The 6,181-nt window shown below is 58.5% G+C and carries 6 protein-coding genes; all 6 read left to right on the forward strand.

From position 1 onward, the window contains the following. Nucleotides 1-48 precede the first annotated feature (48 nt). Nucleotides 49-975 (forward strand): Ig-like domain-containing protein, encoded by a 927-nt coding sequence (locus IEY31_RS05585; protein ID WP_188969818.1) that lies wholly within the window; start codon nucleotides 49-51, stop codon nucleotides 973-975. Between the two features lie 559 nt (nucleotides 976-1,534). Next, nucleotides 1,535-2,065 (forward strand): RNA polymerase sigma factor, encoded by a 531-nt coding sequence (locus tag IEY31_RS05590; RefSeq protein WP_188969820.1) that lies wholly within the window; start codon nucleotides 1,535-1,537, stop codon nucleotides 2,063-2,065. Between the two features lie 413 nt (nucleotides 2,066-2,478). Next, nucleotides 2,479-2,769 (forward strand): hypothetical protein, encoded by a 291-nt coding sequence (locus IEY31_RS05595; RefSeq protein ID WP_188969822.1) that lies wholly within the window; start codon nucleotides 2,479-2,481, stop codon nucleotides 2,767-2,769. A gap of 55 nt (nucleotides 2,770-2,824) precedes the next feature. After that, entirely contained in the window at nucleotides 2,825-3,559 is a 735-nt protein-coding gene (locus IEY31_RS05600) for a hypothetical protein (RefSeq protein WP_229723343.1), read from the forward strand. 935 nt (nucleotides 3,560-4,494) lie between these two features. Continuing rightward, nucleotides 4,495-5,076 carry a helix-turn-helix transcriptional regulator gene (locus tag IEY31_RS05605; RefSeq protein WP_188969824.1) on the forward strand — a complete coding sequence of 194 codons (582 nt, stop codon included), beginning with the start codon at nucleotides 4,495-4,497 and terminating at the stop codon, nucleotides 5,074-5,076. 83 nt (nucleotides 5,077-5,159) lie between these two features. Continuing rightward, a complete protein-coding gene (locus IEY31_RS05610) occupies nucleotides 5,160-5,426 on the forward strand; it encodes a helix-turn-helix domain-containing protein (protein WP_188969826.1) in 267 nt (88 codons plus the stop codon). The last annotated feature ends 755 nt before the right edge of the window (nucleotides 5,427-6,181 follow it).

Below are 6,181 nucleotides of genomic sequence, written 5' to 3' on the forward strand. Positions count from 1 at the left end.
GGCGCAAATCGTCTCACGCCGATTCCTGAATCGCCCTACCCTGCTGGCGTGACCAGACTGCTTCTGCCCATGCTCAGCGCCGCCCTCCTGCTTACCGCCTGCAGTGGCGGTACGCCACAGCCGCAGCCCCCGTCGGACAGCACCTCGCCCAGCGTGAGCCTGAGTGCCTCCCAGAGCGGCACCAGCGTCAATCTGATCGCCACTGCCACCGACGACGTCAGGGTCGACAGGGTGGAGTTCTACCGCGGCAGCACGTTAATCAGCACCGACAACGCCCTGCCCTACGCCGCCATGGCCACGGTCTCTGCCGCCGACAACGGCAACGTGGCCTTCACGGCCAGGGCGTACGACGCTGCGGGCAACATAGGCCAGGACAGCAAGACCGTCCTGGTGAATGTGACGGCGCCCTCCACCAGGACGCTGTACCAGGGCCTCTGGGCCTGGGGCATCGGCAACATCAACACAGGGGCCGTCATCGATACGGGGGCCGTCCTCTTCAGCGAGGAGGTACACAACGATGGGCGGGCGGTGGCCCTGGGCATCTACGCCAACCAGGCCGAGATCGATGCTGCGAGCACCGGCAGGGACGGCGCCGCCCTGCTCGGCCCTGTGGGCACCCCCGGCTCTCTGGACGTGGGTTTTTTCGTGGGCACCGACGCCGAGGCCCGCGTCTTCTTTGTCGGGCGGGACGACGACGACCGCATTGACCTGTACGATGGAAAACCCGCCTTTCAGGGATCAGGCCGTCTGGCCACGCCCGACAATGAACCCGGAGAGGCCGTGATCGTCGTGTTGCTGCAGGTGAGTGACACCGTGCCCAGCAACGCAGCGGCGCGGGAAACGCTGGAGGCAAGGGGCAAAACGATGGTGGGGCAGGCCCTGAAGGCTGCCCGCAATCCCGCCGTACAGCCTGCTGCCACCGCCAGTTCATGGCGGTTCCGCGCCCTTCAACAGGGCCTCCGAACAGACCGCTAGACGCATTCCCGGACGCCTGAAAGCCGTCTCCCCTTCCCTCATGGCTACCCCGGGCAGACAAAAGGCTCCGAGTTGTTGTCCGGGCTGGGGCATTTCCCTGGAGCCAGTGATCCAGGTCGAACGGACGATCTACGGATGACAACTGCCTTGAGCCCATCCCAGCCTGTCCCCTGCTCTCCTAAATTCTCCTGTCAGACGGCATATTTCCGATTCCTGATTCCTGTTTCATCTCCCAGTTTCCCAGGCTTTCCCAGACTGATAGTGACACGGCAGTGACACTTTGACCCCCCGTTGACCCCCTGCAGGACAGCGAAAACCGGATACTCCATTTTTTGTGGCTATCAAAAAGTTTGGCGCCGAATCTTCCTTTTGCCGGATGGTTGCTCGGCAACAAACTCCTGCGCTTTCGATCGTTCCCGGTATTGAAAATGCAAAGGCACCACTATGGGCAGGCCGATCACCTTGCCCACAACTACTGCCTTTCAGCGAAAACAATCTGTGTGAATCTAACCGCCTCGGTAGCGCGTATCCTTGACTGTAAGCCCATGATGATCCTCCCATGACGGATGAACTCACGCTGCTGCTCCGGCTGCGCCTCGGAGACGTGGACGCGCTGGCCGAGCTGTATGCCCAGTTGGGCGGACATGTTCACGCCCTGGCCTGGCGACTGCTGGGAGACCGCGAGGAGGCGCAGGAAGTGCTTCAGGACACGTTCGAGCGCGTCTATCGGCGCGCTCACCAGTATCGGCCTGATCTGGGATCGCCGCGCGCCTTTGTGTATACGGTGGCCCGCAATGAGGCCCTCAGCCGTCTGCGGGCACGGGGAGCGCGTCCTGTTGTGGACCACACTGAGAACCTGCTGGGAGAAATACCTTCTCCCAGTGCTGGCCCCGGGTTGGACACCCGCATTATGATTCAGGGCGCATTGGATGACCTGTCTCCCGCCGATCAAGCGCTCATCCGTGAGGCCTTCTTCATGGGCTTCAGCCACGGCGAGCTGGCCAGTTCCCACGCCCTGCCCCTGGGGACCGTAAAAACGCGCCTGCGCCGGGCTCTGGCAAGAATGCGCCGCACCCTGGAGAAATCGTGAACACCCTGCATCCCGATGCAAGCATCTTGCGAGACTACATGGTGGGCGATTTGCAGGGTCAAGCTCAGGAGCAAATCGAGCTTCATCTTCTAACTTGTGCACCGTGCCGGTCGCAGGTGGTGACCTGGAGGGACGAAGTTGTAGCCCAGGTAGAGGCGTTGCCATCGGTAGGAGACTTGCCGCCGCTGCGCCGTCCGCTCACACTGACGCCGCAGGCCACCGTGAGCAGAACTCCTTCAGGGGCATCGCGCCCTTCTTCGCGCGCGCCACGCTGGGCGGCTGTTGCTGTGGTCTGTGCACTGTCACTGGCGACTGGAGCCATCGGTTGGGGTGGGTGGCAGCAGGCCCAGGCCAGTGTGCTGCGCGCTGAGCAACGGCAGGTCGCAGGCTGGCTGGCACAACCTGGAGTGGCAGTGCTAGGCCTGCGGGCCAAAGACCAGCCCGCCGGCCACCTGCTGCTGCTGCCCAGCCGTGAGGTGCTGTTCGTCTTGCCCCCACCTGCTCCGGGCAAGGTTTACCAGGTCTGGGTGGCCTCCAACTGGAAGCGTGGCGATCCCCTGACCCCCAGCACCCGCAGCGTCCGTGGTGTTCTGTCAGCCAGCGTGGGTGGGGGCGATTACGTGTGTATCAGCCTGGAAGATGAGGGACGCGATATGGCGGGCCAGAGCAGACCGACGCTGGTTCTCGGTTGGGCCAGTCTATAAAGTGAGACTGAATCCAAATGCTCCGTTGCTGCGTTTCTAGAAGCGGAGGCTCCCCATGATGAAGACCACAAGTGTCCGCGCCGCCGCCGTCGCTCTGTTCGCCAGTGTTGCCCTTGCCAACACCACGTTTGCCAGCGCTGCCACGCCGCAAATAGGACTGCGCCAGGACGCTAAGCTGGGCAGCATCCTGACCGGTGATAAGGGTATGACCCTGTACCTCTACACCAAGGACACGCCGGGCGTGACCAATTGCTACGAACAGTGCGCTGCGGCCTGGCCCCCGCTGCTGGCCGACACACTGCCCAAGTTGCCTGCGGGGATGCCTGGCAAAGTCACCCTGGTGGAGCGCAAGGACGGCGCGCAGCAGGTGGCCTATAACGGCTGGCCGCTGTATTACTGGGTGCGGGATCAAAAGGCGGGCGACACCACCGGGCAGGATGTGGGCAAGGTCTGGTACGCGGTCAATCCTGGCCCTCCCGTCAACACCACCAAAAGTGGCGAACTGGGTGAATACTTGGTGGCGCCTAACGGAATGACCCTTTACATGTTCACCAAAGATGAGAAAGGGGTGAGCACCTGTTACGACGGCTGCGCGACCGCTTGGCCCCCGCTGTTGACCGCCTATTTGCCTGCCGAGAAAGGCAGCAAACTAGGCACCACGCTCCGCAAGGACGGCGCACTCCAGGTGACATATGTCGGGCAGCCGCTTTATTACTGGGCCAAGGACAGCAAACCCGGCGACACCACCGGACAGAACGTGGGCAAGGTCTGGTTCGTGGTGAAACCCTGAAGTATGGTTTTAATTTGGATGGAGCGCAGCCTATGATCCGGTTTCGCCAAAAGTTTCTCTAGAAAGGGGACCATCCACGCCAGAGTTGGAGAGTGCCTCCAGCTCTGGCTAGTTAATGTTGTATAGGCTGGAAGAACATTCCTGCAGACCAAGGCCACCACCAGAGGTCTTTACCGAACAGCATTTAGTTCCGTCCTTGGCCTTACCACGTAGCGAAGGCCATCCGGCGTCTTCAGATCAAATCCTGGAATCCTTGTAGTTGCATGTCGTCCCAGCCATGATTCACAGGCTCCCAACGCTCTGGCCAAACACCAATAGTGGACCGGCTCGGATGCGCTTCCAACGGCCAGAGAGACCCGACAATGCGCCCCAGAGTGGCTGCCTTAATGAAGGGTATTGCTTCTCGTTTCGAACGCTCTGGATCCGGGAATGTGATATAATTCAAAAACATTCAAATGACCTTGAGGTCATCTCGGCAAACCAGTTGGGTTTCGGATGGCAGTCTGGCTACGGATTCATTTGACTAGGTTGAGGAATTTCGTTCTCACGAAGATAGAGCATGCCAATTTTATTCAGCATCTGTCTGACGTTTTACAATCCAATTGTATCATTTATCAACTGTTTAGTGACTCGGAATCCAACGTTGCCGGTTTAGATCGCTCTTCCATTATCCTGGCCACTTCAGATCTACGATTTGCCTTTTTAGGGGTTATCGTGAAGTCGACTCAAATGCAACCGATCATTTCTACTCAATCTTCAGGCGGTGCTGGTGCCAGCCGCCGTTATGAAGTTGAACCACTCGATGGGTTCCAATGATGTCCTCATCACCCACCGCACCGTCACTCCAGGCCCATGGCGAAAGCCACATCAGGGTGAACATCTCTGCAACTGAACACGACAGCGGTCAATGGAACCCTGGACGCGGTGACAGGCGTATGACCACTCATCATTGGTCCAGAATTCAGGAATCTGTCGCTGACCCAGGACCCATCTGGATTGATACCCAGCACCGTCTACTGGCTTATGGATTAACCTTGATTTTTAAAGAAGCGGATATCCCAACGCAGTTTGAGCCTCAGGGTGCCAGCATCTGCCTGCGCGACTACAGTAACAATCAGGGCTGCCCTCTGATGCGGCCGGACCTTCCCACCCTGGCGCTGGTCAAGCAGGGTACCGTGGAGTCCGAACTCTTTGAACTGATCCACCTCGAATACCGCGGCTATATCCTTGCAGATTGTGATGTCCAGACCCTGTTACAGAGCGTAGCAGCGGTTTACAGGGGAGAATTGTGGATCGACCCCCACGTGATGATGCGGTATCTGGCACCGCATCACTCTGGCCATTTACTAACCAGCCGGGAGCGTGAGGTGCTGTTTTACCTCCGACGGGGTTGGACCAATTTGCAGATCGCCAAGCAGCTGGCCATCGCACCAAAGACGGTCAAGACACATGTCTCGGCTGTGCTCTATAAGTATGGCGTTAGAAAACGTACCGAATTAATGGTGGGGAGCTCATGACAGCGAGAGAATATTTCCCACCGTTGCCACTGGAATACTTCCTTGACACAAACGTCCCCGTAGCAGCAACACAGGAGGGTAACATGACGTTGGACGCCCGATCCGCCTCAATATCTGAGCTGATGTTGTCCGAACGTGAGCGCGACATCCTGCGTCTGGTTGCCCACGGGTACTCCAACATCCAGATTAGCTTGGAACTCAATCTTGCGGAAAAGACTATCCGCAATCAGGTCTGCGATATCTACGCCACCTTGGGTGTCAGTACCCGTGTACTTGCCGTGCGCTGGGCTCTGCGCGTCGGGCTTGCCAGCCTTAACCCCTCGCCCGTTGAACAGGAACAGGGGCACTGACCAGGGACGCGCGCCCAGGGTGAAAACTATTCACATAGCCAAGCAGTAAAGGATTTAAGCAGTGATAAACGTGGGGCCGAGGCTATAGAAGCAGTGATGTGGGCTGTCAGATCAGGGCATTCGACATCCAACCCATGACCAGCGGTCCACGAGATGAATCAGGCATATCTTCATTGTCGAGACGAAATCTAGGTGAACGGTCAGCAGACTTCGCATAGCCTCTGGTGCTTCTCCCGTGGTGGAATTACGCCTGGTTTCTCCACATTGGCCGATGGTCCATGAGTTTAGGTACGCCTAAAAACTCCTAGACGCACCCTTGTGGACAAGACGCGTACCACGAGGGTGGGTTGGCGAGCCTGATAGATCAGTGGCCGAACACTTGTGCTCACTCACCGATACGCTCCTGGAAAACCGACATTTCCTCACTTTGGACGCTCTGACCGAGTTGCTCGCGACCCAGTGTCGTTGGTTGGAAGATCAGTGAGAAGGGGTACGCTCCCTGAGCTTCTGTCATTGGTGGCCTCGCATGACCAATTAGCCGATTTCGTGTCAGTATTCTCGCCACCTGCGCATGGTGCCAAGCGACATCCTTCCGCGTTGAGCTGGGTGGCAATCTCCCGTGGATGCGTCACCCTCAGCTGTCACAACTTCTGGGTTCTGAGGCTTGTGCGAGACTGATGGTGCTGCGTGAGGAAGGTGCGACGTGAAACCAAACGTCCACAGTCCCCAACATCGGAAGGAGGATCAGTATGAAT

Source organism: Deinococcus aerolatus (assembly GCF_014647055.1).
GTDB classification, from domain to species: domain Bacteria; phylum Deinococcota; class Deinococci; order Deinococcales; family Deinococcaceae; genus Deinococcus; species Deinococcus aerolatus.

What these genes read in the sequence shown, in the direction of transcription:
- IEY31_RS05590 (WP_188969820.1), top strand. Translation starts at nt 1,535, where the DNA reads ATGACGGATGAACTCACGCTGCTGCTCCGGCTGCGCCTCGGAGACGTG.
- IEY31_RS05600 (WP_229723343.1), top strand. Translation starts at nt 2,825, where the DNA reads ATGATGAAGACCACAAGTGTCCGCGCCGCCGCCGTCGCTCTGTTCGCC.
- IEY31_RS05605 (WP_188969824.1), top strand. Translation starts at nt 4,495, where the DNA reads ATGACCACTCATCATTGGTCCAGAATTCAGGAATCTGTCGCTGACCCA.
- IEY31_RS05610 (WP_188969826.1), top strand. Translation starts at nt 5,160, where the DNA reads ATGACGTTGGACGCCCGATCCGCCTCAATATCTGAGCTGATGTTGTCC.